This is a genomic window from Pollutimonas bauzanensis, assembly GCF_900129885.1.
Classification (GTDB): domain Bacteria; phylum Pseudomonadota; class Gammaproteobacteria; order Burkholderiales; family Burkholderiaceae_B; genus Pollutimonas; species Pollutimonas bauzanensis.
This window is the reverse complement of record NZ_FQXE01000017.1, coordinates 1-26,773: the sequence shown is the minus strand read 5'-3', so window position 1 is coordinate 26,773 and position 26,773 is coordinate 1. Positions and strand designations below refer to the sequence as shown.

21 protein-coding genes are annotated in these 26,773 nt (G+C 62.5%); 6 read left to right on the top strand and 15 right to left on the bottom strand.

Annotated elements, in window-relative coordinates:
• Nucleotides 1–82 precede the first annotated feature (82 nt).
• A complete protein-coding gene (gene pgeF, locus BUB23_RS22470; protein ID WP_073108318.1) occupies nt 83–877 on the bottom strand; it encodes a peptidoglycan editing factor PgeF in 795 nt (264 codons plus the stop codon).
• Entirely contained in the window at nt 865–1,827 is a 963-nt protein-coding gene (locus BUB23_RS22465; RefSeq protein WP_073108314.1) for an RluA family pseudouridine synthase, read from the bottom strand. Before BUB23_RS22465 ends, pgeF begins: the two co-directional genes overlap by 13 nt.
• A gap of 50 nt (nt 1,828–1,877) precedes the next feature.
• Between BUB23_RS22465 and BUB23_RS22460 the strand changes: the two genes are divergently transcribed.
• Nucleotides 1,878–2,723, top strand: a complete 846-nt coding sequence (locus BUB23_RS22460; RefSeq protein WP_073108309.1) for an outer membrane protein assembly factor BamD — start codon at nt 1,878–1,880, stop codon at nt 2,721–2,723.
• Between the two features lie 19 nt (nt 2,724–2,742).
• Here the strand turns inward: BUB23_RS22460 and yoaA are convergent, their stop codons facing one another.
• On the bottom strand, nt 2,743–4,785 hold the full coding sequence (yoaA, locus tag BUB23_RS22455; RefSeq protein ID WP_073108302.1) for a DNA repair helicase YoaA: 2,043 nt from the start codon (nt 4,783–4,785) through the stop codon (nt 2,743–2,745).
• A 159-nt stretch (nt 4,786–4,944) separates the two neighbouring features.
• Between yoaA and BUB23_RS22450 the strand changes: the two genes are divergently transcribed.
• Nucleotides 4,945–7,317, top strand: coding sequence for a Tex family protein (locus BUB23_RS22450; protein ID WP_073108520.1), 2,373 nt, complete (start codon nt 4,945–4,947; stop codon nt 7,315–7,317).
• A gap of 6 nt (nt 7,318–7,323) precedes the next feature.
• The gene (locus BUB23_RS22445) at nt 7,324–7,845 is read left to right on the top strand and encodes a hypothetical protein (protein WP_073108299.1); all 522 of its coding nucleotides are present in this window, start codon (nt 7,324–7,326) and stop codon (nt 7,843–7,845) included.
• A gap of 21 nt (nt 7,846–7,866) precedes the next feature.
• Here the strand turns inward: BUB23_RS22445 and BUB23_RS22440 are convergent, their stop codons facing one another.
• The 5 genes from BUB23_RS22440 to BUB23_RS22420 form a co-directional block, all read right to left on the bottom strand.
• Nucleotides 7,867–9,213, bottom strand: a complete 1,347-nt coding sequence (locus BUB23_RS22440) for a tryptophan--tRNA ligase (RefSeq protein WP_073108296.1) — start codon at nt 9,211–9,213, stop codon at nt 7,867–7,869.
• Nucleotides 9,214–9,269: 56 nt separating this feature from the next.
• Nucleotides 9,270–10,361 carry a cell division protein ZapE gene (gene zapE, locus BUB23_RS22435; RefSeq protein ID WP_073108293.1) on the bottom strand — a complete coding sequence of 364 codons (1,092 nt, stop codon included), beginning with the start codon at nt 10,359–10,361 and terminating at the stop codon, nt 9,270–9,272.
• A 70-nt stretch (nt 10,362–10,431) separates the two neighbouring features.
• A complete protein-coding gene (gene lpdA, locus BUB23_RS22430; protein ID WP_073108291.1) occupies nt 10,432–11,859 on the bottom strand; it encodes a dihydrolipoyl dehydrogenase in 1,428 nt (475 codons plus the stop codon).
• A gap of 142 nt (nt 11,860–12,001) precedes the next feature.
• Nucleotides 12,002–13,216 (bottom strand): 2-oxoglutarate dehydrogenase complex dihydrolipoyllysine-residue succinyltransferase, encoded by a 1,215-nt coding sequence (gene odhB, locus BUB23_RS22425; RefSeq protein ID WP_073108288.1) that lies wholly within the window; start codon nt 13,214–13,216, stop codon nt 12,002–12,004.
• Nucleotides 13,217–13,245: 29 nt separating this feature from the next.
• Nucleotides 13,246–16,116: a 2-oxoglutarate dehydrogenase E1 component gene (locus BUB23_RS22420; RefSeq protein ID WP_073108285.1), complete on the bottom strand. Its 2,871-nt coding sequence runs from the start codon at nt 16,114–16,116 to the stop codon at nt 13,246–13,248.
• A 410-nt stretch (nt 16,117–16,526) separates the two neighbouring features.
• Here BUB23_RS22420 and BUB23_RS22415 point away from each other — a divergent pair, with 410 nt between their 5' ends.
• Nucleotides 16,527–18,824: an NADP-dependent malic enzyme gene (locus BUB23_RS22415; protein ID WP_073108282.1), complete on the top strand. Its 2,298-nt coding sequence runs from the start codon at nt 16,527–16,529 to the stop codon at nt 18,822–18,824.
• Between the two features lie 115 nt (nt 18,825–18,939).
• Here BUB23_RS22415 and gltA read toward each other — a convergent pair whose 3' ends face one another.
• The 7 genes from gltA to BUB23_RS22380 form a co-directional block, all read right to left on the bottom strand.
• The gene (gene gltA, locus BUB23_RS22410; protein WP_073108279.1) at nt 18,940–20,244 is read right to left on the bottom strand and encodes a citrate synthase; all 1,305 of its coding nucleotides are present in this window, start codon (nt 20,242–20,244) and stop codon (nt 18,940–18,942) included.
• 18 nt (nt 20,245–20,262) lie between these two features.
• Nucleotides 20,263–20,523: an FAD assembly factor SdhE gene (locus BUB23_RS22405; RefSeq protein WP_073108276.1), complete on the bottom strand. Its 261-nt coding sequence runs from the start codon at nt 20,521–20,523 to the stop codon at nt 20,263–20,265.
• Nucleotides 20,524–20,550: 27 nt separating this feature from the next.
• The gene (locus BUB23_RS22400) at nt 20,551–21,267 is read right to left on the bottom strand and encodes a succinate dehydrogenase iron-sulfur subunit (RefSeq protein ID WP_073108273.1); all 717 of its coding nucleotides are present in this window, start codon (nt 21,265–21,267) and stop codon (nt 20,551–20,553) included.
• Nucleotides 21,268–21,280: 13 nt separating this feature from the next.
• Nucleotides 21,281–23,056: a succinate dehydrogenase flavoprotein subunit gene (sdhA, locus tag BUB23_RS22395; RefSeq protein WP_073108270.1), complete on the bottom strand. Its 1,776-nt coding sequence runs from the start codon at nt 23,054–23,056 to the stop codon at nt 21,281–21,283.
• A gap of 3 nt (nt 23,057–23,059) precedes the next feature.
• Entirely contained in the window at nt 23,060–23,443 is a 384-nt protein-coding gene (gene sdhD / locus BUB23_RS22390; RefSeq protein WP_073108268.1) for a succinate dehydrogenase, hydrophobic membrane anchor protein, read from the bottom strand.
• A complete protein-coding gene (sdhC, locus tag BUB23_RS22385) occupies nt 23,443–23,856 on the bottom strand; it encodes a succinate dehydrogenase, cytochrome b556 subunit (protein WP_073108264.1) in 414 nt (137 codons plus the stop codon). The genes sdhD and sdhC overlap by 1 nt, the downstream gene beginning before the upstream one ends.
• 95 nt (nt 23,857–23,951) lie before the next feature.
• Entirely contained in the window at nt 23,952–24,722 is a 771-nt protein-coding gene (locus tag BUB23_RS22380) for a GntR family transcriptional regulator (RefSeq protein ID WP_073108262.1), read from the bottom strand.
• A gap of 297 nt (nt 24,723–25,019) precedes the next feature.
• Between BUB23_RS22380 and BUB23_RS22375 the strand changes: the two genes are divergently transcribed.
• Together BUB23_RS22375 and BUB23_RS22370 are read left to right on the top strand one after the other, a co-directional pair.
• The gene (locus tag BUB23_RS22375; protein ID WP_073108259.1) at nt 25,020–26,009 is read left to right on the top strand and encodes a malate dehydrogenase; all 990 of its coding nucleotides are present in this window, start codon (nt 25,020–25,022) and stop codon (nt 26,007–26,009) included.
• Between the two features lie 92 nt (nt 26,010–26,101).
• The coding region (locus BUB23_RS22370) for a citrate/2-methylcitrate synthase (protein WP_281255576.1) at nt 26,102–26,773 on the top strand (672 nt) is incomplete at its 3' end.

Sequence of the window (26,773 nt, the reverse complement as noted above, 5' to 3'; positions counted from 1 at the left end):
TGTCAACGCCCTGCGACTATGGTGGATGGCATTTAAAAAGCTGTCAATCAGGGTAAGTCGCTACGCTATTTTCCCCTCTTGCCTAACGCTGTCCGGCATCTCCGAGCCAGGCCACGGTGACCAGGCGTCCGGTACGGGGAGCGCGCCGATATGAGTAGAACATATCCGGCTGCGAGAACGTGCAATAGCCGCTCAATTCAATGCTGGCGACTTGCGCCTTGTGCAGGCGATGGCGCGCCAGCGACGGCAGGTCGGCCAGCCATTTGCTGCCCGGGATTTTCTCGGCGAAGAAAGCGGCGGCCTGGCCGTCCTGGTCGACAAAGGCCGCGAACACATCGGCGCCCACTTCGAAATGGCGCTGGCCTATGGCCGGGCCTATCCATGCGCGCCAATGCGTGTTGCCAGGGACGCGGCTGCGCAGCGCCAGCAGGGTCCGCTCGAGCACGCCCGCCGCCAGGCCGCGCCAGCCCGCGTGCGCCACGCCCAGGGCGCTGCCGTCGGCGCTGGCCAGCACCACGGGCAGGCAATCCGCGGTCATGACGGCGAGCACCCGGTCGCGCTGCGTCGTGACCGCCGCGTCGGCATCGGGCGGGACAGCAAGACGGCCGGGCTCCTGCTCCGCAGGCAGGTCGGCATCGAAAACCCGGGCGCCGTGCACCTGGTTCAGCCACACAGGCTCGCCAGGCAGCCGGGCGCGCAGGAGCAGGCGGTTGGCCTGGACATGGGCGCTGTCGTCGTCGGTGTGCAGTCCCACGTTCAGCGACGACCAGGGCGCGCCGCTGACGCCGCCCTGGCGGGTGGTGCAAAAATAATTGACGCCGGTCCATGGCAGGCCCGAAACCGTCGGGAAGGCCGCGCTGTGCTTCAAGATTCCCATGCGATGTCGTCGAGCACCTGTTGGAAATCATCCGGCAGCGGGGCCTCGAAGGCCACCCTGCCGCCCGTCGAGAAATCGTCGAAGCTCAAGGCGCGGGCATGCAGCAGCTGCCGCGCCGCCCCGCCCGCCAGCTTGCCGCCATACAGGATGTCGCCGACCAGCGGATGGCGCAGGCTCATCATGTGGACGCGTATCTGATGAGTGCGGCCGGTTTCCAGCTTGCACATGACCTGCGTAACGGGAATATCGCCACCCATGAGCCCGGCGCGCAGGGGCGAGTAATGCGTCAGGGCCGTCTTGGGCGCTATGGGATTCTCGACCGCCATGCGCACCGGAACCCGCGGGTCGCGGCCGATTTCCATTTTCACTGTGCCCGGCCGGAGCAGGCGGCCATGCACCAGCGCCACGTATTCGCGGCTGACGCTGCGCGCCTGCAATTGCCGGATCAGGTGCGTCTGGGCCTTTTCATGGCGCGCCACCACCAGCAGTCCGGAAGTGTCCTTGTCCAGCCTGTGCACGATGCCCGCGCGGGCCACCTGGCCGAGTTCGGGATAGCGGTGCAGCAGGCCATTGAGCAAAGTGCCCTGCCAATTGCCGGCCCCGGGATGCGTCACCAGGCCCGCGGGCTTGTCGACCACGATCCAGTCCGGGCTTTCCGCCACCACGCCGAATTCTATGGGTTCGGGCGTGAAGGCCAGCGATTCGGGCGGCAGTTGCTCCCAGACGGCCAGCTTGTCGCCCGCATTGACCATCTGCTTTATGCGGCCCGGCTGGCCATTGACCAGCACATGCCCGCCTTCTATCCAGCCCTGCAGCCTGCTGCGCGAATGCTCGGGAATGAGCCGGGCCAGCACTTTGTCGAGCCGTTCCGGAAGCGCCCTAAATGGAAGCTGAAACTCCAGGGGCTCGGCGGACGATAAACTTTCTTTGGCAATATCTGTGTCAGGCATGGCGACAAATCATATAATCAGCCTGCAATGCTAACACCAAGGATGCTTTTGTGACTCGTCTCGACCTCAATCTATCTCGCTTTCCCGGCTTCAAGCGCCTAAGTCGCGCCGCGCTCGCCGTTCTTGCTGTCGCGCTGATCGCCGGATGCGGCACCATGAAGGGCGAACAGGACCCGACCGCCGGCTGGACCGCCGAACGCCTTTACCAGGATGCCCGCACGGAAATCAGCGCCGGCAACTGGAAAGACGCCCGTACCCGCCTGGAAGCCGTCGAGGCGCGCTATCCGTTTGGCGGCTATGCGCAGCAATCGCTGATCGACCAGGCCTACATCAACTGGAAGGATGAAGAGCCCGAACAGGCGCTGGCGGCCATAGACCGCTTTCAGCAGCAATATCCCAATCATCCCGGCACCGACTACATGCTGTACCTCAAGGGCCTGATAACCTTCACCCCGCCCAGCGCCGCGTTCACCAAGTTCACGCGCCAGGACCCCAGCGAGCGCGATCCCAAAGGGCTGCGCGAATCCTATGATTCCTTCAACGAACTGATCAAGCGCTATCCCGACAGCCGCTACACGGCGGATGCCAAGAAGCGCGTGACCTGGCTGGTCGACACCATAGCCCGCAATGAAGTCCATGTGGCCGAATACTATTACACGCGCGGCGCCTATGTGGCCGCGATCAACCGCGCGCAAACCGTCGTCACCGACTTCCAGGGCGTGCCGGTCGCCGAGCGCGCGCTGTATCTCATCTATTTGTCGTACGACAAACTGGGCCTGACCGACCTGCGCGACGATGCCAAGCGCGTGCTGGACCAGAATTTCCCGAATTCCAAGTATTACGAGGAAGGCCTGGCCAAGCGCGTCAACAAGTGGAATCCGATCAACTGGCTCTGATGCCGCGGGCAGCGGCGGGTCAGTCTTCGTGCACGCTATTGCACAGGCCCTGCGGGGCCTGTTTCTTTTTGAAAAAAGCCAGTATCTGATCCGGTTCGCGCGTGCGGGCGAACGGCGGCAAGCCGCGCCACAGCAGCTTGCCATAGGGCTTCTCGACGATGCGCGCGTCGCCCACCATCAGCACGCCCCAATCCTGCTCTGAGCGTATCAGGCGCCCGGCGCCCTGCTTCAAGGCGATGGCCGCCTCGGGCAGCTGATATTCCATGAAGGGATTGCCGCCCTGGGTACGGCACAAATTCAGGCGCGCTTCCAGGACCGGATCGTCGGGCGGCGCAAAAGGCAGTTTGTCGATGGCGACCAGCGTCAAGGCATCGCCGGGCACGTCTATGCCTTCCCAGAAGCTGGCGCTGCCGACCAGCACCGCATTCTTGCCGGCCCGGAAGCGTTCCAGCAAGGCGCCTCGGGAACTCTCGCCCTGGCGCAGCAGAATGCGGTCGATGGCCTCGTCCTCGAAGCGCTCCTGCAGCAGCTCGGCGATCCTGTCGACCGCCCGCAAGGTGGTGCACAGGACCAGCACCCCGCCCGAAGACGCCTTGATCAGGGGCAGCAGCGCCTGCACAAACTTTTCGTTGAATTCGCGATCGCTGGGCAAAGGCAGGTTTTTAGGCACATACAGCACCCCCTGCCCGGCATAATCGAACGGCGACTCCCAGCTTTCCGTCCTGGCGTCCCACAAGCCCAGCTGGCGCAGGAAATGGCCGAAATCGCCGTGCACAGACAGGGTTGCCGATGTCAGCACCCAGGCCTGGTCCTTGCTGCGGTAGCGCGAGAAGATCTGCGCCACCGACAGCGGCGCGCTGTGCAAGCGCATGTGGTGCAAGCTGTGCTCCACCCAGCGCACCGCGGCGCCGGCTTCCTTGCCGCCGGATGCGGCATCGGCCTGGGCGGGCTTGAGCGCGTTGTTGCCCCGCCTGTCGGGCTGGCTCCATTGGTAGAGCTTGGCGCGGATGTCCAGGCAGGTCTTGGCCACGGCGGCCAGGTCCGGATGCTTCTCGCTGACGACGCCCAGCAGCGCCGTGCTGGCATCGAGCACCTCGAGCAAGTCGGCCAGCGCCGCGTCGAATTCCGCCGCATTGGGAATGGCCTGGAAAGTGGCTTTGCGCCCGGGCAGCTTATCGATGGGCGCCGCGGCCAGGCGCAGCTGCCGCGCGGCGTGCTCTATCTTCTTGCCGGCTTCGCTCCAGTTGGTGGCCTCGCGGGCATAAGCCAGCCCGGCGGCCTCGGCGGCGCGCGCCAGGTCCAGCAACTGGTGGGAAGACACGCTGGAGCCCAGGAAGCGCGTGGCGATATCCGGCAATTGATGGGCTTCGTCGAACACCACCAGCTCCACGGTAGGCAAGAGATCCGTAATGCCTTCTTCGCGCAGGGCCAGGTCCGCCATGAACAAGGCATGGTTGACCACCACGAGATCGGCGTCCTGGGCCTGGCGGCGCGCCTTCAGCACAAAACAGTCGCGCACATGGGGGCAGTCCTGGCCCAGGCAGTTCTCGCGCGTGGACGTGACCCGATTCCAGATATCGGCGTCTTCCGGCACGGGGGCCAGGTCGCTTTTATCGCCGGTTTTGGATTGCTGCGCAAAAACCTGTATGTGGCGCAGCTGGCCGACCTCGGCGCGGGATTTCAGCGCCCGGTCGTCGCCCGACAGGCGCTGCAGGTGGTAATGGCAGACATAATTGCCGCGCCCCTTGAGCAGGGCGACGCTGATGGGCAGCGCCAGAGCCTTGCGCAAGCGCGGCAGGTCGCGCCGGAACAGTTGGTCCTGCAGGGTGCGGGTGCCGGTCGAAACCAGCACTTTGCTGCCGCTCAGGAAGGCCGGGACCAGGTATGCCCAGGTCTTGCCGGTGCCGGTGCCGGCCTCGGCGATCAGGGTGGAATGGTCGCGCAGGGTTTCCTCGATGGCCTGGGCCAGCTCGAGTTGCGCCTGCCGCGGACGATAGTCGGGCATGGCCTTGGCGATCGGGCCGTCGGGAGCGAAGATATCGGAGAGTTCTTGCAAAAGCATCGAAGATAAATACGGAATCGCCCGCGTGAACCGGGCGTAGAGAAAAAGATGTCTTTACAATCATTAAAGAAGCTACACGTGATGATACCCGGGTATTTTCCGGCGCGGCGTCAGCTTGTGGCAAAATTCGCCGCACAATATGTTTTTTATGATGGACTCATGACCGATACCTCTGTTCAAGCCCAACCCGTCTCTGTCGTACAGGCAGCGGATCCCGCCCGCATTGTCGCCTTGCTGGCCAATGAACTCAACGTACGCGCCGCGCAGGTTGCCGCCACGGTGGATCTGCTCGATGGGGGAGCGACCGTTCCCTTCATTGCGCGATACCGCAAGGAAGCCACCGGCGGGCTGGACGACACGGTGTTGCGCAACCTCGAGGTAAGGCTGCTGTATGTGCGCGAACTCGAATCGCGGCGCACCGCCATCCTGGAGTCCATCGAGCAGCAAGGCAAGCTGAGCCCGGCGCTGCACCGGGAGATCAATGCCGCCGATACCAAACAGCGCCTGGAAGACCTGTACGCGCCCTATAAGCCCAAGCGGCGCACGCGCGCCCAGATAGCCCGCGAAGCCGGCCTGGAGCCGCTGGCCGACGCCATTATCGCCGACCCTTCCTGCGACCCGGCCGTCCTGGCGCAAGCCTACCTGAATCCCGAAGCCGCGATCAGCGACGCCAAGTCGGCGCTGGACGGCGCCCGCGACATTCTCGCCGAGCGCTACGCCGAAAATGCCGACCTGCTGGCCAATATGCGCGAACATCTCTGGAAAACCGGGCTGCTGTATTCCAAAGTGGTCGAAGGCAAGGAAAACGAGGGCGACAATTTCCGCGATTGGTTCGACTTCAGCGAACCACTGCGCCTGCTGCCCTCCCACCGCGTCCTGGCGCTGCTGCGCGGCCGCCAGCAGGGCGCCCTGGACATACGCCTGGGGCTGGAGGCCGAACTCGAGTCGCAGCTGCCGCATCCCTGCGTGGCGCGCATTGCCGATTTCCTGAAGATAGGCGCCGGTTTCGCGCCGGACGCCCCGGCCCGCGCGCGCTGGCTGGGCGAAGTCTGCCGCTGGACCTGGCGCGTCAAGCTGCTGACCGCCTTCGAATCCGAGCTCATAGGCCGCCTGCGCGACAGCGCCGAGCAGGAAGCCATACGCGTTTTCGCCGCCAACCTGAAAGACTTGCTGCTGGCCGCGCCGGCCGGCCCCAAGTCGGTGCTGGGCCTCGATCCCGGCATACGCACCGGGGTCAAGGGCGCCGCCATCGACGCCACGGGCAAGCTGCTGGATACCGCGACCATCTACCCCTTCGAGCCGCGCCGCGACCGCGAAGGAAGCATCAGGACGCTGGCGGCGCTGGTCGCCAAGCACAAGATAGAACTGGTGGCGATAGGCAATGGCACCGCCTCGCGCGAAACCGAAAAGCTGGTCATCGACATGCTGGAAAAATATCCGGCGCTCACGCTCACGCGGGTCATGGTCTCGGAGGCCGGCGCATCGGTGTATTCGGCGTCGGAGCTCGCCGCGCATGAGTTTCCCGACCTCGACGTCAGCCTGCGCGGCGCGGTCTCGATTGCGCGCCGCCTGCAGGACCCGCTGGCCGAACTGGTCAAGATCGAACCCAAGGCGATAGGCGTGGGCCAGTACCAGCATGACGTGAACCAGCGCGAACTGGCCCGTTCGCTGGACGCGGTCATCGAGGATTGCGTCAATGCGGTGGGCGTGGATGTGAACACGGCCTCGGCGCCGCTGCTGATGCGGGTGTCGGGCCTGAGTTCCCTGCTCGCCAAGAACATTGTAAGCTGGCGTGACGAGAACGGCGCCTTCCCCAACCGCAAGGCCCTGCTCAAAGTGCCGCGTTTCGGCGACAAGGCATTCGAGCAGGCGGCGGGCTTCCTGCGCATTCCGGACGGCGACAATCCGCTGGACGCCTCGTCGGTGCACCCGGAGGCCTATCCCGTCGTCGAGCGCATACTCGAGAAAATCAAGGCCGACGCGCGCCAGATCATGGGCCAGCAAGGGGCGCTCAAAGGGATATCGCCGTCCGAGTTCACCGACGAGCGTTTCGGGCTGCCCACGGTAAAGGATATTTTCTCGGAACTCGAAAAGCCTGGCCGCGATCCCCGCCCCGAATTCAAGACCGCGCAATTCAAGGAAGGCGTCAATACCATCAACGACCTGCACCCCGGCATGATCCTGGAAGGAGTCGTCACCAATGTGGCCAATTTCGGCGCTTTTGTCGACATAGGCGTGCACCAGGACGGCCTGGTGCATATTTCAGCCTTGTCGGACACCTTCATCAAGGACCCGCGCGATGTGGTGCGTGTCGGGCAGACCGTCAAGGTCAAGGTCCAGGAGGTCGATGCCCCGCGCAAGCGCATAGGGCTCACCATGCGCCTGAACGACGATGCCGCGCCGGCGCGCCGCGGCGGCCAGGAACACAGGCCGGCGCCCGGCGGGCAGGCTCGCCGCGCCGCTCCCCAGCGCCCGGCGGAACCCGCGGCTTCGGGCGCCATGGCCGCCGCTTTCGCCAAACTCAGGAAATAAGGCCATATGACTACCGCGACCGACTCCTATCGGCAAAAACTGACGGCGCTGGTCGGGCTGCTTTCCTGCGGCGACCTGGACGAGCACGAAACGGCCCGTATCGTGGGCATCTGCGTCCAGGCCCGGAGCGACCCGGCCAAGACCCTGAAAGACAACTACGGCGCCGACGCGGCCAAAGTGGCCCAGTACGACCCCCAGGGCGCCGCGGCCTTTATCATCTTCGTCGAGCTCGAAGACTATTTCGCCGTCGCCGACACCGTGGACGAGCTGCACGAACAGATCATCGACGCCTTCGAGCATCCGGCGCTGCCCGAGTACCCTTACGACAACAACAATTTTGAAACCCTGCCCGACTACTATCGATGGGTCGACCAGCAGTTGCAGACGCACCACGAGAAATATTGCCTGATCAGCTTTGGCGAAAGCTACACGCACGACTTCCAGGTCATCCTGGTGTATCGCGACAAACAGGCCGAGATCCTCGCGCTGTGCGAGGATCTCGGCATGCGGGCCGGGCGCTGCGCATAGCCCGCCGCCCGGCGGCCGGCGTCAGGCCTGATCTTCGCGCAAGCCTTCGATGGCCTGCGCGACGGACTCCAGCCTGGCGGACGGGAAGCGGGCGGCAAGGGCGCCGTCGACGCTGACGAGCACCATGCCGTTTTCTTGCGTGACCAGGGTGGCGAACGGCGCCTCTTGCAAGGCCCTGGTCAGCGCGCCGGTCTCCTTGGGGTTGTCGAACGCCTCGGACAACAGCAGTTCCAGGCCATCGGCGCCCAGCAGGCGGAAGCGGAACTTGCCGGCCTCGTCGCGGAAGCTGACGAAACGCGCCCGCTTGCCGGCCGCTTTTTTGCCGGCGGCAGCCGCCCCGCCCGCCGCCGGCGCAAGCGCGGCGCGCAGGCCTACGGCTTCCCGCAGGCGCGCCATGAAAGGCTGCGACAGGCGGCGCGCCTTGGCGGCCCCCGCCTGCAGGATATCTTCGATGCGCCCGGGCCGGACCATCAGTTCGGCGTAGCGCTCGCGCATGGGCGCGAGTTCCTGCTCGATGCGCCCGGACAGCAGGTCCTTGGCATCGCCCCAGCCCAGGCCCGCTTCGAGCTGCTCGCGAAACCCCAGCGATTCGGCGGGCGTCGCAAAAGCGCGGTACAGGGTATACAGATGCGACCCTTCGGCGTCCTTGGGCTGGCCGGGCTCGCGCGAGTCCGTCACGATGCGCTTGACGGCGGCCCGCAAGGCCTTGGCGCCGCCTTCGAACAAGGGGATGGTGTTGTCGTAGCTCTTGGACATCTTGCGCCCATCCAGGCCCGGCAAGGTGGCCACCTCGTCGTCGATCTGCACTTCGGGCAGCACGAAGAAATCGCGGCCCTGGCCATACAGATGATTGAAGCGCTGGGCGATATCGCGCGTCATTTCCAGGTGCTGGATCTGGTCGCGGCCCACCGGCACCCTGTTGGCATTGAACATCAGGATGTCGGCCGCCATCAGTATCGGATAGGAAAACAGCCCCATATTGATGCCGTCGTCGGGGTCCACCTGCCGGGCCACGTTCTGGTCCACCGACGCCTTGTAGGCGTGGGCGCGGTTCATCAGGCCCTTGGCCGTCACGCACGTCAGCATCCAGCACAATTCCGGGATTTCCGGAATGTCGGACTGGCGATAGAACGTCACTTTTTCCGGGTCCAGCCCGGCGGCGATCCAGGTGGCGGCGATTTCCAGGCGCGAACGCGCAATGCGCTGCGGATCGTCGCATTTGATCAGCGCATGGTAGTCGGCCATGAAATAGAACGCGTCGACGCCCGGCAGATGGCTGGCCTGTATCGACGGACGAATGGCGCCGGCATAGTTGCCTAAATGGGGGGTTCCGGAAGTCGTGATGCCAGTTAATACGCGGGTATTCATAGATTGCTTGAATGAGACAGGTTGCGGGGGGCGCCATGCCTTTCGGCCGGCGGCATTTACAGAGTGACCGCCTCGCGCCGCTCCGACTCGAGGTATTCGCGCGACTGCATTTCCATGATGCGCGAAACCGTGCGGTGGAACTCGTTGGACATGGGACCTTCCGTATAAAGCTCGTCGGCCTCGCATTCGGCCGAAATGATGAGCTTGACCTTGTGATCGTAGAACACATCTATCAGCCAGGTAAAGCGGCGCGCCTCGGAAGCATTGCGCGGCCCCATGCGCGGCACATCGGACAATATTACCGTGTGGAAGCGGCTGGCCAGGTCCAGGTAGTCATTCTGCGAGCGCGGCCCGCCGCACAGCGTCGCGAAATCGAACCACACTATGCTGCCGCCCAGCGCAATGGCCTTGAGTTCGCGATGCTCGACCGTCAGCACGGGCTTGAGCGGCGCGGTGTCGAGCAGGCGGTCGAAGTTGGCCTGGAGCTCTTTGCCGGTTTCAGGCGTGAGCGGGGTCAGGTACATGCGCACCTGCTCCAGCGTGCGGCGGCGGTAGTCTACGCCCACATCCACGTTGAGTATGTCCATCCTGTCCTGGATCAGCTTGATCGCGGGCAGGATGCGGTCCCGGTGCAGGCCGTCGGGGTACAGGGTGGACGGCTCGTAATTGGACGTCATGACGAACGAGGTCCCGTATTCGAACAGCTTGAGCAGGAGCCGGTACAGAATCATGGCGTCGGCGACGTCGGACACATGGAATTCGTCGAAGCAGATGAGTCTATAGCGTTTTGCTATGCGCCGCGCCACCTCGTCCAGGGGATCCTGCTGGCCGCGCACCTCGCCCAGTTCGTGATGCACGCCGCGCATAAATTCGTGGAAATGCAGGCGCGTCTTGCGCTTGACCGGCACGGTCAGATAGAACGCGTCCATCAAAAAGCTTTTGCCGCGGCCCACGCCGCCCCACAGGTAAACGCCGCGGGGCACATCCGGCCGCCGGAAAATCTTTTTCAACGAAGATGAGCGGGCTTTCTTGAAGTTCAGCCATTCATCGAAATACACCTGCAGGCGCTCGATCGCGGCCAGCTGCGCATCATCGCACTCATAGCCGCGCTCCTTCAGTGTGTGGCGGTAATACTCGAGAACATTCATAAGACACACTCGTATAACGACGAAGGGCGAGCCTTTGCCCGCCCTTGGTCAGGTCACGCCATGCGCGGAATCAGAAATTCAGCGTGCGCTTGTCGACCGCCAGGGCGGCCTCTTTCATGGCCTCGGACAAGGTGGGATGCGCGTGGCAGATGCGCGCGATGTCCTCGGCCGCGCCGCGGAACTCCATGATGGTCACCGCCTCGGAAATCAGCTCGGAAGCCTGCGGGCCGATAATATGGACGCCCAGCACCTCGTCGGTCTTGGCGTCTGCCAGGATCTTGACAAAGCCCGTCGTGTCGCCCAAAGCGCGGGCGCGGCCATTGGCCATGAAGGGGAAGCTGCCGGCCTTGTAATCGCGGCCCTCGGTCTTGAGCTGCTGCTCGTTCTTGCCCACCCAGGCGATTTCCGGGGAGGTATAGATGACCGACGGTATAGTGCCGAAATTCACATGGCCGTGCTGCCCGGCGATGCGCTCGGCCACCGCCACGCCCTCTTCTTCGGCCTTGTGCGCCAGCATGGGGCCGCGCACCACATCGCCCACCGCCCACACATTGGGCAGATTGGTCTTGCAATCGTCGTCGACGGCAATGAAGCCGCGCTCGTCCAGCTTGAGCCCGACGGTGTCGACGCCCAGCCCCTCGACATGGGGAACGCGGCCGATGGAAACGATGAGCTTGTCGACCACGAGTTTTTGCTCGGCGCCCGCGGCATCGGTGTAAGGCACGGTGACCGACTTGGCGGTCGATTTGACTTCGCCTATCTTGACGCCGGTATGTATCGCCAGGCCCTGCTTGGCAAACGCCTTCTGGGCTTCCTTGGCAACCTGCTGGTCGGCAACGGCGAGAAAATCGGGCATGGCTTCGAGTATGGTGACTTCGGCGCCCAGGCGGCGCCAGACGCTGCCCAGTTCAAGGCCGATGACGCCCGCGCCGATCACGCCCAGCTTTTTCGGCACGGCGGGAATGCGCAGCGCGCCGTCGTTGGACAAGACCTGGGTCTCATCGAATGGCAGGCCAGGCAATGCGCGCGGCGAGGAACCGGTGGCGACGATCACGTGCCTGGCCACCAGGTCTTCCTCGGACGATCCCGAGACCTTGATCGACCAGCCGCCATCCACATGGGCGACGAAGGAGCCGGTGCCATGGAAAAAAGTGACTTTGTTTTTCTTGAACAGATACAGGATGCCGTCGTTGTTCTGCTTGACGACGGTGTTCTTGCGGCCGACCAGGGTGTCGAGCTTGAGCTCGATGCCCTTGATCTCGATGCCGTGCTCGGCGAAGTGATGATTGGCCTGCTCGTAATGTTCGGAGGACTGCAGCAGCGCCTTGGAGGGGATGCAGCCAACATTGGTGCAAGTGCCGCCCGGCGCCGGCTTGCCGTCGGCGGTGCTCCAGGCATCGATGCATGCCACGGTCAGACCCAGTTGCGCAGCGCGGATTGCGGCAATATAGCCACCGGGGCCTGCGCCGATGACGACCACGTCAAATTGTTTAGCCATGTTTTTTTCTCGATCTAGATAGTGTTGTCGCAAGCCCGGCAAGGGGCTCGCGAGTCGTGAACCCGGCGGCAAAAAAATCCCGGCCAGCGTGTCCCATGAAAAGGAAACGCTCGCCGGGCATTTTACGCCGTTGCCCGCATGCTTAAACGTCCAGCAGCAGGCGTTGCGGGTCTTCGAGCGCTTCCTTGATGGCCACCAGGGCCAATACGGCTTCGCGCCCATCGATGATGCGATGGTCGTAGGACATGGCCAGGTAATTCATGGGGCGTACCACGATCTGGCCGTTCTCGACTACCGCGCGGTCTTTGGTGGCATGGATGCCCAGGATGGCCGACTGCGGCGGATTGATGATGGGCGTGGACAGCATGGAACCGAACACGCCGCCGTTGGAAATCGAGAAGGTGCCGCCGGTAAGCTCTTCGAGGGTCAGCTTGCCGTCGCGCGCGCGATTGCCGAAATCGGCGATCTGCTTTTCGATGTCGGCGATCGACAGCTGGTCGGCATTGCGCAGGATGGGCACGACCAGGCCGCGCGGGCTGCCCACGGCGATGCCGATATCGAAGTAGCCGTGATAGATCACGTCCTTGCCGTCCACCGAAGCGTTGACGACGGGGAATTTCTTGAGCGCGGCCACCGCGGCCTTGACGAAGAAGGAGGTGAAGCCCAGCTTGACGCCGTGCTCTTTCTCGAATTGGTCTTTGTATTTCTTGCGCAGATCGAGAATGCCTTGCATATTGACTTCATTGAAAGTCGTGAGGATGGCATTGTCGGCCTGCGACTGCAGGAGGCGTTCGGCAACGCGGGCGCGCAGGCGGCTCATGGGAACGCGCTGTTCGGGGCGGCCGTCGAGCGACAGGGTCGCAGGCGCGGCCGGCGCGGCGGCTTTCTTGGCGGGAGCGCTGCCGGCGGCCAGCGCATCGCCCTTGGTGATGCGGCCGCCTCGGCCCGAGCCTTCGAGCGTTGCGGGATCGACGCCTTTTTCGGCCAGGATCTTGCCCGCGGAAGGAGAAGCCACGGCGGAGACCGCGGGCGCCGCGGCGGCAGGCGCCGAAGCGGCCGGGGCCGCGGCTGCCGGCTCAGGAGCCGCCGCCGGCGCGGGCGCCGCGGCAGCCTTGCCTTCGGTGTCGATGCGCGCCATGACCTCGCCCGAGGTAACGGTGCTGCCGTCGCCCTTGACGATTTCCTTGAGCACGCCGGCCGATGGGGCGGGAACTTCCAGAACCACTTTGTCCGTTTCGACTTCTATCAGGATCTCGTCGGCCTCGACAGCCTCTCCGGGCTGCTTTTTCCAGGTGAGCAGCGTCGCCTCGGAAACCGATTCGGAAAGCTGGGGAACGAGAACATCAGTAATAGCCATGGTATGTATTCCGTTTTGAAAAATATTCGTTATTTAGTCAGCATGAAGCTCTTGAACTTGGGCGCCAGCGCCTGCTCGAGCAGGTTCCGTTGCTGCTCTTGGTGCTTGGCCAGGTAGCCCACCGCCGGCGATGCCGAGGCGGCGCGTCCCGCATAGCCCAGCTTCTGGCCGTCGGCCATGTTTTCGTACAGATGATGCTGAATATAAAACCAGGGGCCCTGATTCTGGGGTTCGTCCTGCACCCAGACGATTTCCTTGGCATTGGGGTATTTTTGCAATTCGGACTGGAAGGACTTGTGCGCGAACGGATACAGCTGTTCGATGCGCAGCACCGCCACATCGGCGCGGCCCGCGTCCTTGCGCGCATGGACGATATCGTAATAGACCTTGCCCGAACAAACCAGCACGCGGCTGACCGCCGCCGGGTCGATGCCGGCATCCTGTTCGCCGATGACCGGCAGGAACTGATTATTGGCCAGGTCGGCAAGCGGCGAAGTGGCTTCCTTGTTGCGCAGCAGGGACTTGGGCGTGAGTATGATCAGCGGCTTGCGGAACGGCCGGATCATCTGGCGGCGCAAGACGTGGAAGATCTGGGCGCCATTGGTGGGCTGCACGACCTGGATGTTGTTGTCGGCGCACAACTGCAGGAAGCGTTCGATGCGCGCCGAGGAATGCTCGGGGCCCTGCCCTTCGTAGCCGTGGGGAAGCATCAGGGTCAGGCCGCATTGGCGGCCCCACTTGGCTTCGCCGGAGGTGATGAACTGGTCGATGACGACCTGCGCGCCGTTGACGAAATCGCCGAACTGCGCTTCCCAGATGGTCAGCGTGTTGGGCTCGGCGGTTGCGTAGCCGTACTCGAAGGCCAGCACCGCTTCTTCCGACAGCACCGAATCGATGACGGTGAAAGGCGCCTGGTTTTCCGATACGTTCTGCAGCGGAATATAGGTGCCGTCGTTCCAGCGTTCGCGCTTCTGGTCGTGCAGGACGGCGTGGCGGTGGGTAAACGTGCCGCGGCCGGAATCCTGGCCGGTGATGCGTATGGCGTAGCCGCTGGCCACCAGCGTGGCGAAGGCCAGATGCTCGCCCATGCCCCAGTCGACGTTCTGCTCGCCGCGCGCCATATTGCGCCTGTCATTGAGCAGCTTGCTGACCAGCGTATGCACGGTGAAGTTCTCGGGCACCGCGGTGATTTTCTCGCCGATGCGGGTAAGCTCGGCCACCGGCACGCCGGTATCGGCCTGGTCGGTCCATTTGGCCCCCAGGAAGGGCGACCAGTCGGTCGAGTACTTGTTCTTGTAGTCGGTCAGCACGGGCTCGATGGTGCGCTGGCCGTCTTCCATGAGCTGGCGGTAATCCTTGACCAGCTGGTCGGATTCGGCCTCGGTCAGGATGCCCTGCGCCACCAGCTTGTCGGCGTAGACCTTGCGGGTGCCGGGATGCTTGCCTATGCTCTTGTACATGAGCGGCTGGGTGAGCGAGGGCGTGTCCTGCTCGTTGTGGCCCAGCTTGCGGAAGCATACGATGTCGACGACGACGTCGTGATGGAACTGCAGGCGGTAATCGAGGGCCAGTTGCGTAACGTAGACCACGGCCTCCGGGTCGTCGCCGTTAACGTGGAAGACCGGCGCCTCTATCATTTTGACGACGTCGGTGCAATACAGCGTGGAACGGGTGTCGCGCGGATCGGAGGTGGTGAAACCGATCTGGTTGTTGATGACGATGTGCAGGGTGCCGCCGGTGCCGTAACCGCGCGTTTGCGCCAGGTTGAGGGTTTCCATGACCACACCCTGCCCCGCGAAGGCGGCATCGCCGTGGACCAGCACGGGCAGCACCTGCGACCCGACGTCGTCGCCGCGGCGGTCCTGGCGGGCGCGCACGCTGCCTTCGACCACCGGGTTGACGATTTCAAGGTGCGAAGGGTTGAACGCCAGCGACAGATGCAGGGGACCGCCGCGCGTGGAAAGGTCGCTGGAGAAGCCGTTGTGGTATTTGACATCGCCGTCGGTGAGGCCTTCGGCGTGCTTGCCCTCGAATTCGGCGAACAAATCGCCGGGCATCTTGCCCATGATGTTCACGAGCATGTTCAGGCGGCCGCGGTGAGCCATGCCCACCACGAGTTCCTGAACGCCGTTTTCGCCGCCATGGCCGACGACTTCGTCCATGGCCGCGATAAAGCTTTCGCCGCCTTCCAGCGAGAAACGCTTCTGCCCGACATACTTGGTGTGCAGGAAGCGCTCGAGGCCTTCGGCCTCGGTGACCTGCTGCAGAATGTGGCGCTTGCGCTCGGCCGAGAACGACGGCACGCCCAGCGTGGACTCAAGGCGTTCCTGGATCCAGCGCTTGGCGGCGGGGTCGGAGATATGCATGAATTCGGCGCCGACGCTGCGGCAATACGTATCGCGCAAGGCCTTGAGCATGTCGCGCATGGTCATGGTGTCGGCTTTGGTGAAATACGTGTTGGTGGCCGAATAGACCTGATCGAGGTCGGCTTCGGTCAGGCCATAGAAACTGGGGTCGAGCTCGGGGATGACCGGGCGGTCCTGGCGCTTTAACGGATCGAGTTCGGCAAAGCGCGAGCCCAGCGACCGGTATGCGGCGATGATGGACTGAACGTAGACTTGCTTGCCGGCGACGGTAAGGTCGGGCTCTTGGGCGCGCGCAACAAAGGCGTTGGCCTTGGCGCGCTGCGCGAATGATTCGATGATGGGGGCGTGGGCCTGGTCGCGCGTGACTTCGCGGCCGTCGGTGGCAGGCAGATGCTGCAGCTGGTCGAAATAATCGCGCCACTGATCCGGCACAGACCCGGGATTGTCGAGGTAGGACTCGTAGAGGTCCTCGACATAAGGGGCGTTGCTACCAAACAGGTAAGAATTGGATAAAAGTTCTATTTCCGATGACATATATGCGCTTCACCTATCCGAGTGTCTCACTCGTTATGATGCAGGGAACAACCTTCCGCGACACGGCCAGACCGATTAGCGGATAGCGGGGCAGAAGGCAACGTACGACGCCTTGATAAGCCGTATTCGTACTAGTATACCTGTGAAGCAATGGGGGATAAACCCAAGCCGGGGAAATGCCCGGCAAAAGCGGGAAAGCGTTGGCATTAACAAACACCTTACGCCAATTGAAGGCAATCCGGCAAGTTTTTTGCCGCCAGGCCGCTCCCAAAGGCAAAAATGCCCCTCGGGCGGAGCCCGGACGCAGGACAGTCCCTGCGGCCTGTTCTGTGCTGAAATACCGCGCCGGCGGCCCTCCGGCGCACTACACTTGCAGTTTATTCATTCATCTCTATTCAGGAGTCCCCTAAATGGACACTAACGCCGACCTCGAAAAACTTGCCCTGGACTACCATGCCTATCCCACGCCGGGCAAGATATCCGTCATGCCCACCAAGCAGCTCGCCAATCAGGACGACCTGTCGCTGGCGTATTCGCCCGGGGTGGCGTTCGCCTGCATGAGCATCCATTCGGAAGGCGAGGACGCCGCGGCCAAATACACATCCCGCTCGAACCTTGTGGGCGTCATCACCAACGGCACGGCGGTCCTGGGGCTGGGCAACATAGGGCCGCTGGCGGCCAAGCCAGTCATGGAAGGCAAAGGCTGCCTGTTCAAGAAATTCGCCGGCATCGACGTATTCGACATCGAGCTCGATGAAACCGATCCCGACAAGCTGGTGGACATCATCGCCGCCCTCGAGCCGACGCTGGGCGGCGTCAACCTGGAAGACATCAAGGCGCCCGAATGCTTCTACATCGAGAAAAAGCTGCGCGAGCGCATGAAGATTCCCGTCTTCCACGACGACCAGCATGGCACGGCGATCATCTCTTCGGCGGCCATCATCAACGGCCTGAAGGTGGTGGGCAAGAAGATCGAGGATGTGAAACTGGTGTGTTCGGGCGCCGGCGCGGCCGCCATTGCCTGCCTGAATCTGCTGGTGCACCTTGGCGTGCGGCCGTCCAATATTTATGTGGTGGACTCGCGCGGCGTCATATGGCAAGGCCGTGAAGAAAACATGGAGCCCAACAAGGCGCGCTATGCCCAGGACACCGGCGCGCGCACGCTGGCCGACGCCTGCAACAATGCCGACGTTTTCCTGGGTTGCTCGGCGCCCGGAGTACTGACCGCCGACATGGTCAGGACCATGGCGCGCAGCCCGCTCATCCTGGCGCTGGCCAATCCCGAGCCCGAAATCCGCCCCGAAGTCGCCAAGGCGGCGCGCCCCGATTGCATCATAGCGACCGGGCGCTCAGACTATCCCAACCAGGTCAACAATGTCCTGTGCTTTCCCTTCATTTTCCGCGGCGCCATGGATGTGGGCGCGACCGTCATCAACGAGGAGATGAAGCTGGCCTGCGTGAAAGCCATCGCCGAGCTTGCGGAAGCGGAACAGAACGACGAGGTGGCCACGGCCTATGCCGGCCAGGAATTGGCGTTCGGGCCGGACTACATCATTCCCAAGCCGTTCGATCCGCGCCTTATCGTCAAGATCGCCCCGGCCGTGGCGCAGGCCGCCATGGATTCCGGCGTGGCCAGGCGCCCCATCGAGGACATAGAAGCCTATCGGCAAAAGCTGATGAGCCTGGTGTATCACACGGGCCAGTTGATGCGCCCTCTTTTCATGCAGGCCAAAAGCGCGCCCAAGCGCGTCATTTACGCCGACGGCGAAGACGAGCGGGTATTGCGCGCGGCGCAGACGGTGGTCGACGAAAAATTTGCGCATCCCATCCTGGTGGGCCGCCCCGCGGTGATCGAGATGCGCATCAAGAAGTTCGGGCTGCGCCTGGCGGTGGGCCAGGATATCGAGATCGTCAATCCGGAAGACGACGAGCGTTTCAATGAAACGTGGAGCGCTTATTACAAGCTCATGGGCCGCGACGGCGTGACCCCGGATATTGCCAAGGCGATGGTGCGCAAGCACAACTCGCTGATTGCGGTGATGCTCCTGCAAAGAGGCGATGCCGATGCGATGCTGTGCGGGGTCGCCAGCCGTTTCGACAATCAGCTCAAGCATGTGCAGGATGTCATAGGCCTGAAGCCGGGCGCCCGGACGTATGCGGCCATGAATGTGCTGATGCTGCCGACGCAGACGCTGTTTATCTGCGATACGCATGTCAATGAGGACCCGAGCGCGGAGCAGATCGCCGACATGACTATCCAGGCCGCCGACGAGATTCTTCGTTTCGGCGTGGTGCCCAAGGTGGCCCTGCTGTCGCATTCGAATTTCGGCAGCAGGTCGTCGGCGTCGTCGCGCAAGATGGCCGAGGCGCGCCAGCTCATTTCGGAGCGCGCGCCGACGCTGGAGGTCGATGGCGAGATGCATGCCGATTCGGCGCTGTCGGAAAAGATCCGGCTCAAGGCTTTCCCCGATTCGACGCTCAAGGGGCCGGCCAATTTGCTGATCATGCCCAATCTGGATACGGGCAATATTACCTACAACATGCTGAAGATGACGGGCAGCAACGGGGTGGCGATGGGTCCGGTGCTGCTGGGCGCGGCGCGGCCGGTGCATATTCTGACGACCAGTTCGACCGTGCGCCGGATCGTGAACATGACGGCCCTGGCGGTGGTCGACGCGCAGCAGGAGGCGGGACAGGTCCAGCTGTAATACTGCAACGCACGGGCCAGCTTGGTCGCTGGTCCGTGTATCCGCCAGTTCATCCCCATGCACACCAACGGAAAAGGGCGCCCACATGAGGCGCCCTCTTCCTTTTACCTGACTATCAGCCGCGCGTCGGAACGTCGCGCGTCAGCGAGCCGGTGTACAACTGGCGCGGGCGGCCGATCTTGTAGTCCGGATCCGACAGCATTTCGCTCCATTGCGCAATCCAGCCCACTGTGCGGGCCAGGGCAAAAATGGCGGTGAACAGCGCAGTGGGAATGCCGATGGCGCGCTGCACAATGCCCGAATAGAAATCGACATTCGGGTAGAGCTTGCGGTCGACGAAATAAGGATCTTCCAGGGCAATGCGTTCGAGCTCCATCGCCAGCTTGAACAGGGGATCGTTCTCCAGGCCCAGCGCCGCCAGCACTTCCTTGCAGGTTTCCTGCATGAGCTTGGCGCGCGGATCGTAGTTTTTGTAGACGCGGTGGCCGAACCCCATCAGGCGCACGCCCGAGTTCTTGTCCTTGACCTTTTCCATGAACTCGCCGACTTTCTCGACGCCGCCGTTGGCCTGCAGTTCTTCCAGCATTTGCAGGCATGCCTCGTTGGCGCCGCCATGGGCGGGGCCCCACAAGCAGCCGACGCCCGCGGCAATGGCCGCAAACGGATTGGTGCCGGACGAACCGCAAAGGCGGACCGTGGAAGTCGAGGCGTTCTGCTCGTGGTCGGCGTGCAGGATGAAAATGCGATCCAGGGCGCGTTCCACGACGTCATTGACCTTGTACTCTTCGCAAGGCGTGGCAAACATCATGCGCAGGAAATTGCCCGTGTATGACAGGTCATTCTGCGGGTAAATGAAAGGCTGGCCCTGCGAATACTTGTACGCCATGGCGACCAGCGTCGGCATTTTGGCGATCAGGCGGATCGCCGATACATGGCGATGGTGGGGATTGGTGATGTCGGTCGAGTCGTGATAGAAAGCCGACAGGGCGCCCACCAGGCCGGTCAGCACCGCCATGGGGTGCGCATCGCGGCGGAAGCCGCGCAGGAAGAAATGCAACTGCTCATTGACCATGGTGTGATGCGTAACCAGCGAATCGAAGTCGGCTTTTTCAGTGCCGCTGGGAAGATCGCCATTCAGGATCAGGTAGCAGATATCCATGAAGTCGCATTTTTGCGCGAGCTGGTCGATGGGGTAACCGCGATAAAGCAATTCGCCTTTGTCGCCGTCTATATAGGTAATGCCCGATTCGCACGATGCCGTCGAGAGAAAACCCGGGTCGTACGTGAACATGCCGGTCTGGCCGTACAGCTTGCGGATATCGATCACCTCAGGCCCGACAGTACCCTCGTACACGGGGAACTCGATGGGGGCGCTACCGTCGGAGAACGATAGTGTGGCTTTTTTATCTGACAATTGCATCACATTCTTCCTTAAAAATTAGAGCTTCTGCATTTGCGCAACCAATCGACGAATATCGGCCGTATCGTATACGCCCTCAACTTCCCCGCGAGCCAGCAATACATCAAGCAATTCGTTGTCGCCCATCTCGAACAGCTGAGTCAAGGCGGACACATCGATATCGGTTAAATCGGCTTCGTATTGATCCAAAAATCGGGTGATGATCAGGTCATTTTCCAGCAGGCCCCGACGCGCGCGCCATCGAAGACGGGCGCGCTCCAGTTCTGACAACTTTCTCATCGGTGATCCAAACCTTTTATCCATTAACTATATAGTGCGACGAACCAGAAGTTCCTTGATCTTGCCTATGGCATGCGAAGGATTGAGGCCCTTCGGACAGACGTCGGCACAGTTCATGATGGTGTGGCAGCGGAACAGGCGATACGGATCTTCGAGGTTGTCCAGACGCTCGCCAGTGGCTTCGTCGCGGCTGTCCACAATGAAGCGGTAAGCCTGCAGCAAGCCGGCCGGGCCGACGAACTTGTCCGGATTCCACCAGAACGAAGGGCACGCCGTGGAACAGCAAGCGCACAGAATGCATTCGTACAAGCCGTTGAGCTCGTCGCGCGCCTCGGGCGTCTGCAGGCGCTCTTTTTCGGGCGGCGGCTGATCATTGATCAGGAAAGGCTTGATCGAATGATACTGGTTGAAGAAGTGCGTCATGTCGACGATGAGGTCGCGCACCACCGGCAGGCCGGGCAATGGCTTGAGCACAATGGGTTCCTTGAGCTCCAGCAGGTTGGTGGTGCAGGCCAGGCCGTTCTTGCCATTGATGTTCATGGCGTCGGAACCGCACACGCCTTCACGGCAGGAGCGGCGGATGGCCAGGCTGTCGTCGACATCGTTCTTGATGCGGATGATGGCATCGAGCAGCATCTTGTCGGTGGGCTGCAGCTCGACCTCGAGCTTCTGCATGTAAGGCCGCTCGTCCTTGTCGGGATCGTAGCGATAGATTTCAAACTTGACGATACGTTTTTGACTCATTTCGATATCCTGCTTAGAAGGTCCGCGCTTTCGGCGGGAAGCTGTCTACGGTAAGCGGCGTCATTTGCACCGGCTTGTATTCGAGACGGCTGCCTTCCGAGAACCACAATGTGTGACGCAGCCAGTTCACGTCGTCGCGATCGGGATGGTCGTCCAAGGCATGCGCCCCGCGGCTTTCCAGGCGATTGGCGGCCGATTTGGTCGTGGCGCGCGCGACTTCGATCATGTTGGTGACTTCAAGCGCTTCGATGCGCGCCGTATTGAAGACTTTGGACTTGTCCTTGAAGTAGATGCTTTCCACTTGGGGGGCCAGGCTTTCGATGGCATCGACGCCCTTGTTCAGGAGGTCCAGCGTGCGGAACACGCCGCAGTGATGCTGCATGGCGACGCGGATGGCGTTGCCGACGTCCTGCGTCTTCTCGCCGGAAGTACGGGTTTCCAGCCTGTTGACGCGGTCTATGGAGAAATCGATGGCCGATTGGGGAATGGGCTCGTGCGCGTGCTGGCGCTCGGGGTGCGTCTGGACGATGTGGTTGCCGGCCGAGCGGCCGAAAACGATCAGGTCGAGCAGGGAATTGGTGCCCAGGCGATTGGCGCCGTGCACCGAAGTGGCGGCGCATTCGCCGATGGCATACAGCCCATTGACGGCCTTGGTGTGGCCGTTGGCGACACTGACGACCTGGCCATAGATGTTGGTCGGGATGCCGCCCATCTGGTAGTGTATCGTCGGCACCACGGGGATAGGATCCTTGATGGGATCCACGTTGGCGAACTTGATGGCGATCTCGCGGATCGAGGGCAAGCGCTTCTGTATGGTTTCGGCGCCCAGGTGATCGAGCTTGAGCACCACATAGCTGCCGTCGCCGCAGCCCCGGCCTTCCTTGATTTCCTGGTCCATCGAGCGCGAAACGAAATCGCGCGGAGCCAGGTCCTTGAGCGTGGGAGCGTAGCGTTCCATGAAGCGCTCGCCGTCCTTGTTCAGCAGGATGCCGCCTTCGCCGCGCACGCCTTCGGTGATCAGCACGCCCGCGCCGGCCACGCCGGTGGGGTGGAATTGCCAGAACTCCATGTCCTGCAGGGGAAAGCCCGCGCGCGCGGCCATGCCGAGGCCATCGCCGGTATTGATGAAGGCATTGGTCGATGCCGCCCAGATGCGCCCCGCCCCGCCCGTCGCGAGCACGGTTTGCTTGGCTTCGAGCACGTATATTTCGCCGGTTTCCATTTCGAGGGCGGTCACGCCCAGGACGTCGCCGGCGTCATTGCGCAGAAGATCGAGCGCCATCCATTCGACGAAGAACTGGGTGCGCGCGGCCACATTGCGCTGGTACAGCGTATGCAGCATGGCGTGGCCGGTGCGGTCGGCCGCGGCACAGGCGCGCTGCACCGGCTTTTCGCCGAAATTGGCCGTATGGCCGCCGAAGGGGCGCTGGTAAATCGTGCCATCGGGGTTGCGGTCGAAAGGCATGCCGAAGTGTTCGAGCTCGTAAACGGCATTGGGGGCTTCGCGGCACATGAACTCGATGGCGTCCTGGTCGCCGAGCCAGTCGGAGCCCTTGACGGTATCGTACATATGCCAATACCAGTTGTCTTCGCTCATGTTGCCCAGCGAAGCGCTGACGCCGCCCTGGGCGGCCACCGTGTGCGAACGCGTCGGGAATACCTTGGACAGGACGGCGACGGACAGGCCGGCCTGGGCCAGTTGCAAGGAGCAACGCATGCCGGCCCCGCCGGCGCCTACGACCACCACATCAAACTGGCGGCGCGGTAGGGAATCTTTGACAGCAGCCACGGCTTATAAACTCCAGAGTATTTTTGCAAAAAAGACGACAGCGCCCACCAGCCACAAGACGGTCAGCGCCTGCAGGAACAGCCGCAGGCCAGCGGAACGGACGTAGTCCATCCAGATGTCGCGCACCCCGATCCAGGCATGCCAGGCCAGCGACAGGAAGGCCAGCGTCGCCAGCAGCGACCCGACGGGCAAGCCCAGGCAAGTGAAGGTGAACAGGCGGCGCCAGCTTTCGAAATTCAATTCGGAGGTGAAAATGATTCCGAAGAAAAGCACCAGCGTGTAGACGGCCATGATGACGGCCGTGACGCGCTGAACGATGAAATCCATGGTGCCGTAATGGGCACCGACAACCAGGCGTTTCGTGCCAAGACGTTCTTGAGTCGCCATTACCACACCCCAAACAATTTAAGACCGAAAACCAGCGTCAGCGCCAGGCTGACTCCCAGCACCACCCCGGCGGTTTTTTGCGCGGAATGCTTGTCGTTGCCGATATGCAGGTCGAGAATGAGGTAGCGGATGCCGGCACAGAAGTGATGCAGGTAGCCCCAGATAAGGACCAGCAGCACCAGCTTGCACAGGGGATTGGAGACCACGGACTGGATGCTTGCATAGCTTTCCGGCGAGGTCACGCTGAGCGCGAACAGCGGCAGAATGACCAACGGTAAACAGACGAACAACAGGGCGCCGCTGATGCGATGCAAAATTGACGTTTTTCCCGCCAGGGGCAGGCGATAGCTCATTATCTGCGGAATGCTTAGATTGCGAAACTGCGGACGTGGCTTTGAAGCTGAATCGGACATGATGGCCTCGAGTTATAACAAATAATTTATTGCAAAGCGCTACTAGTATTTTCGCCTATTTAGGCGAGGTGTATCAAATGGGCGAAAAACCTTAATCAATTCAAGCTGTTTTTGTAGTGGAAGCGGTCGGTCACATACAGCCCCCTGCGCACTTCCATGGGCCTGTCCCCATAGGTATAAGAAACACGCTCGACCTGCAGCAAAGGGCTGGCAAGCGCAATCTCGAGCGCGTCGGCCTGATCCTGGGTGGCCGAGACGGCCCGTATTTTTTCTTCGGCGCGGACCATGCTGACACCGAATTCGGATTCGAACAGGGCATACAGGGGGCCGCGGTAGCGTGCCAGCGAATCGGCGGTAAGGCCGCGAAACACCGCGCCCGGCAACCAGATGTCATCCAGGATGGTGGGCGTCTGGTCGAACGACAGTATCCGGCGCAAATTGACCACCATGTCGGCAGTACGCAAATCAAGCAGGGCCGCGATATCGGCGGGCGCCTTCACGCGCCGGCACTCCAGTATGCGGCTGCCCGAAATGGGCGGCTTGCCGTCATCGGGCGTCAGGCGCAAAAACCTGAAACGGACCTTGGCTTCGTGGTGAGTTGCAACGAATGTACCCTTGCCCTGCCGCCGAAGCAACAAGTTTTCCGCCGCGAGTTCGTCGATGGCCTTGCGCACCGTGCCCTGGCTGACCTGGAAGCGGGCGGCCAGTTCAAGCTCGCTGGGAATGGCCTCGCCGGGTTTCCATTCGCCGCGGTCCAGGCTTTGCAGCAACAAGCCCTTGATCTGCTGATACAACGGGCTGAATGCCGCGCTGCTGGCAGAGCGATCGGAGTCTGGGGCTCGATCAGTCGGGGGATTATTGGACATGAGGCAATGTTAGTACGGTATCGGCAAAACGCATTGAAAAAACTTTCGTGGAACGCCCGCCATTTTCGCATGCCTGGGGCATTCTGTCTAACACTCTTCTGTCTTATATAAGATATAAGATGTTTGACGGCATAGCCGATTTTGGCTACTCTACTATGTTAAGACCGGGTGCGCTTTCGCCATTGCGGCGCCAGCGCGCCGGCGCCTGTGCATAGCGCGTATCGGCATCCAAAAGAATTACACTGTCACTTGTCTGCACCCACTCATTCTTAATATCTAATCTACGGGAGATTGTTCATGTCCAAACCCGCCATGCGTGTCGCCGTCACCGGCGCTGCCGGCCAGATCGGCTACGCGCTGCTATTCCGCATCGCTTCGGGCGAAATGCTCGGCAAAGACCAGCCCGTCATCCTGCAGTTGCTGGAAATCCCCGACGAGAAGGCCCAGAAGGCGCTCAAAGGCGTCATGATGGAACTTGACGATTGCGCCTTCCCCTTGCTGGCGGGCATGAGCGCGCACAGTGACGCCCGCGAAGCCTTCAAGGATGTCGACGTGGCCTTGCTCGTGGGCGCCCGCCCCCGCGGCCCCGGCATGGAACGCAAGGACTTGCTGCACGTCAACGCGCAAATCTTCACGGCGCAGGGCAAGGCGCTCAATGACGTGGCCAGCCGCAATGTGAAGGTCCTGGTGGTGGGCAACCCGGCCAACACCAACGCCTACATCGCCATGAAATCGGCGCCCGATCTCCCCGCCAGGAACTTCACGGCCATGCTGCGCCTGGACCACAACCGCGCGCTGTCGCAACTGGCCGCCAAGTCCGGCAAGCCTGTCGCCGATATCGAAAAGCTGATCGTCTGGGGCAATCACTCGCCCACCATGTATCCGGACATCCGCTACGCCACCGTGGGCGGCGCGAGCCTGCCCGGCCTGATCAACGATGACGCCTGGAACCGCGACACCTTCATTCCCACCGTGGGCAAGCGCGGCGGCGCCATCATCGAAGCGCGCGGCCTGTCCTCGGCCGCCTCGGCGGCCAATGCCGCCATCGATCATGTCCACGACTGGGTGCTGGGCTCCAACGGCAAGTGGGTCACCATGGGCGTTCCTTCCGATGGCTCCTACGGCATTCCCGAAGGCATCATCTACGGCGTGCCGGTCATCACCGCCAATGGCGAATACACGCGCGTCGAAGGCCTGGACATCGACGCCTTCTCCCGCGAGCGCATGGACTTCACCCTGAAAGAGCTGCTCGAAGAGCGCGACGGGGTGCAGGAATTGTTGAAGTAATCAGTCCAAGCGAGGCCCGGTAATGCGGGCCTCGCTTTTTTTTATATTTCCCGGGCCCGGGAAATCCCGGAACCCTTTCAGGAGCATGAGACATGGCGATTAGCGACAGCAAAGAGACCAAGGCGGGCCCCAAGCCCAAGAAATCGGTGGCCCTGTCGGGGGTGGTGGCGGGCAATACGGCCCTGTGCACCGTGGGGCGCAGCGGCAACGACCTGCACTACCGCGGCTATGACATTCTGGACATTGCCGAGACCTGCGAATTCGAAGAGGTGGCCCACCTGCTGGTGCACGGCAAGCTGCCGACCAAGGCGGAACTGGCCGCCTACAAGGCCAAGCTGCGCAGTCTGCGCGGGCTGCCCGCGGCGCTGCAAACGGCGCTCGAGGCGCTGCCGGCGGCCAGCCACCCGATGGACGTGATGCGCACGAGCGTGTCGGTGCTCGGCTGCATGCTGCCCGAGAAGGACGACCACAACGCGCCGGACGCGCGCGACATCGCCGACCGGCTCATGGCCAGCCTGGGCTCGGCGCTGCTGTACTGGTATCACTTCAGCCATAACGGGCGGGTGATCGATGTGCAGACCGATGACGACAGCATCGGCGGGCATTTCCTGCACCTGCTGCACGGGGCGGCGCCCAGCGAGGACTGGGTGCGCGCCATGCACACGTCGCTGAACCTGTATGCCGAGCACGAATTCAACGCCTCGACCTTTACCTGCCGGGTGATTGCCGGCACGGGCTCGGACATGTACTCGGCCATCGCGGGG

Excerpts from the sequence above, each read along its gene's own strand:
- pgeF (WP_073108318.1), bottom strand. The coding sequence starts at position 877 with ATGGGAATCTTGAAGCACAGCGCGGCCTTCCCGACGGTTTCGGGCCTG.
- BUB23_RS22465 (WP_073108314.1), bottom strand. The coding sequence starts at position 1,827 with ATGCCTGACACAGATATTGCCAAAGAAAGTTTATCGTCCGCCGAGCCC.
- yoaA (WP_073108302.1), bottom strand. The coding sequence starts at position 4,785 with ATGCTTTTGCAAGAACTCTCCGATATCTTCGCTCCCGACGGCCCGATC.
- BUB23_RS22450 (WP_073108520.1), top strand. The coding sequence starts at position 4,945 with ATGACCGATACCTCTGTTCAAGCCCAACCCGTCTCTGTCGTACAGGCA.
- BUB23_RS22445 (WP_073108299.1), top strand. The coding sequence starts at position 7,324 with ATGACTACCGCGACCGACTCCTATCGGCAAAAACTGACGGCGCTGGTC.
- BUB23_RS22440 (WP_073108296.1), bottom strand. The coding sequence starts at position 9,213 with ATGAATACCCGCGTATTAACTGGCATCACGACTTCCGGAACCCCCCAT.
- zapE (WP_073108293.1), bottom strand. The coding sequence starts at position 10,361 with ATGAATGTTCTCGAGTATTACCGCCACACACTGAAGGAGCGCGGCTAT.
- lpdA (WP_073108291.1), bottom strand. The coding sequence starts at position 11,859 with ATGGCTAAACAATTTGACGTGGTCGTCATCGGCGCAGGCCCCGGTGGC.
- odhB (WP_073108288.1), bottom strand. The coding sequence starts at position 13,216 with ATGGCTATTACTGATGTTCTCGTTCCCCAGCTTTCCGAATCGGTTTCC.
- BUB23_RS22420 (WP_073108285.1), bottom strand. The coding sequence starts at position 16,116 with ATGTCATCGGAAATAGAACTTTTATCCAATTCTTACCTGTTTGGTAGC.
- BUB23_RS22415 (WP_073108282.1), top strand. The coding sequence starts at position 16,527 with ATGGACACTAACGCCGACCTCGAAAAACTTGCCCTGGACTACCATGCC.
- gltA (WP_073108279.1), bottom strand. The coding sequence starts at position 20,244 with ATGCAATTGTCAGATAAAAAAGCCACACTATCGTTCTCCGACGGTAGC.
- BUB23_RS22405 (WP_073108276.1), bottom strand. The coding sequence starts at position 20,523 with ATGAGAAAGTTGTCAGAACTGGAGCGCGCCCGTCTTCGATGGCGCGCG.
- BUB23_RS22400 (WP_073108273.1), bottom strand. The coding sequence starts at position 21,267 with ATGAGTCAAAAACGTATCGTCAAGTTTGAAATCTATCGCTACGATCCC.
- sdhD (WP_073108268.1), bottom strand. The coding sequence starts at position 23,443 with ATGGCGACTCAAGAACGTCTTGGCACGAAACGCCTGGTTGTCGGTGCC.
- sdhC (WP_073108264.1), bottom strand. The coding sequence starts at position 23,856 with ATGTCCGATTCAGCTTCAAAGCCACGTCCGCAGTTTCGCAATCTAAGC.
- BUB23_RS22380 (WP_073108262.1), bottom strand. The coding sequence starts at position 24,722 with ATGTCCAATAATCCCCCGACTGATCGAGCCCCAGACTCCGATCGCTCT.
- BUB23_RS22375 (WP_073108259.1), top strand. The coding sequence starts at position 25,020 with ATGTCCAAACCCGCCATGCGTGTCGCCGTCACCGGCGCTGCCGGCCAG.